The organism is Deinococcus sp., from assembly GCF_030523985.1.
GTDB lineage: Bacteria > Deinococcota > Deinococci > Deinococcales > Deinococcaceae > Deinococcus.
On the sequence record NZ_JAUNHK010000138.1, the window covers coordinates 1 to 1,938 of the forward strand.

The 1,938-nt window shown below is 66.8% G+C and carries 2 protein-coding genes; both read right to left on the reverse strand.

All coding sequences use genetic code 11. The annotated features are described in order from the left end of the window. On the reverse strand, positions 1–966 hold the full coding sequence (locus Q4C89_RS13675; protein ID WP_303103176.1) for a GNAT family N-acetyltransferase: 966 nt from the start codon (positions 964–966) through the stop codon (positions 1–3). Next, a partial coding sequence (locus Q4C89_RS13680) for a GNAT family N-acetyltransferase (protein WP_368493242.1) occupies positions 963–1,938 on the reverse strand: 976 nt, incomplete at its 5' end. The genes Q4C89_RS13680 and Q4C89_RS13675, both read right to left, overlap by 4 nt.

Consider the following 1,938-nt stretch of genomic DNA (forward strand, 5'->3'; position numbering starts at 1 on the left):
TTAGACCTTCCCCCACCGACACTCCACATGCGCGGGCTGCCGCACGAAGCCCAGGCGGGCATTCAGCGAGAGCATCGGTACGTTGTTGCTGGCGTTGTTCGTCCAGATTTCGCGGATGCCCTGCTGCTGGGCCTGCACCATGCCGCGCAGTTTGAGCGCCAGCCCCAGGCCGCGCCGCCGCCACGCCCGCCGCGTTCCGGTCAGGCCGATGTTCAGCCGCTGCGGGTCGGCGCTGTCGCGCCACAGTTCCGAGAGCGCCACCGCCTCGCCCGCATCCGTGACCGCCAGCCACACGCCCGCCGAGTCGAAGGTCGCCTTGCTGCGGTAATTCCGGAAGTCCTCCAGCGTGACCTCACTGGGGGGCGCAGTGCGTGGCACGTCCACCCGCGCCTCGGACTGACAGGCGTAGTAGGCAAGCCACGCGGCTTCCTCGCCGAGTTCCGTTTGCAGGTCGGCAAAGGTCAGCGCCCGCACGCCTTCCGGCAGCTCCATCTGTGGTTGCCACTGGGCCGCGTCGAAGTTCTCCAGCCGCAGCACGTTGTCGAAAAAGCGCAGTACCTCGCCAAAGCCCCGGCGCTCCAGCATCGCCAGCGCGTGGGCTTCGGTTTCCTTGGCGCCCGCCAGCACTTCTTTCGCGCCGCGTTCCTGCCAGTGCTGCTGCACCGCCGCAAACAGCGCCCCGCCGATGCCCTGCCGCCTGAACTCGGGCAAGACCATCAGTTCGAGGTGGTAGCGGTCAGGGTGAAACATCCAGGGAGCCTGCCATAGCCGCGCCGTGCCGACGGGCCTGCCGTCCACTTCGGCTATCCAGTCCTGAAAATGTGGATGGAGGCGGCTGTCTCGCAACTGCGCCAGAAAGTGCTCGGTTTCTTCCAGGGTCTCGGCGTGCTCGGGATAAACGGCATTGTAGATGTCGAGAGCGGCGGCGAGGTCTTTGGGGTTGGCGGGGCGGATGTTCAAGGTCATGCGTGTTCCTCCAGGGTCAGTTCGTAGCGCGTGCGGGTCGCCACTCGCTTGAAGCCAAGTCTTTCGTTCATGGTCAACATGGCCTGGTTCGGCGGGTCGTTGAAGGTCTTGATTTCACCGCCGCCCGCCGCTGCCAGTGCCTGCATCGCTGCCACCTTGAGCGCCTTGGCAATCCCCCGCCCCCGGTACTCGCGCCGCACGCCCGTCATGCCGATGTAGGCGTACTCACCCGCCGGATTCCAGCCGATGGTGCTGTAGCCGATATACGGCCCCGTCAGCGGGTCGTCCCGCATGGGGTCAAGCGCCACGAACGAAAGCTGGGGCCGCAGCGTGGGGTCGTCCAGTTCGTCCTTGACCCATTCCTCCAGAGGCCGCCGCGTGAGGGTCAGGCCCAGCGGCACGTCCTGAAACAGCAGCCAGTCCAGTTCGTAGAGCCAGTGCTGGTGCTGCGGCCCGCCGAGTTCCGAGAGGGGCACCAGCCGGATGCCGCCCGCCGCCACCCGCGCCAAAAGGCCATCGAAGGCGTGCAGGTCAGCCTCCCGTGTGTGAAGGCTGGATTCGTAGCGTTCCCATTTCGGCTGGAAGCCGCGTTTTTGCAAAAAAGTGACGCCCGCCGCGTCGTGGGGCAGGTCGCTGAGCATGGTGCGGAGTTCGCGTGCGCCCCGCGCCTTGGCCCAGCGCAGCAATTCTTCATAAATCGCCGTGCCAATGCCTGCCCGCTGCGCCTCTTGATGCACCAGCAAGCCGCCCCAGTAACGCCAATCCTCGTGGGCAAAACTGTCGGGGCCGAGGCTGCCCACGCCCACCACGCGCCCGCCTTGCTCAGCAACCACATCGGCGTAAGCGTGCGCGGGGCTGCGGCTCTCGTAGCTGTGCCGCAGCATCTCGGCGGTGGTGGGCCAACTGGGGTCGGCGGCGTTTTTCACCTCGGCGATGGCCTGAGCATCGGCGGGGTACTGGGCGGCGCGGAGG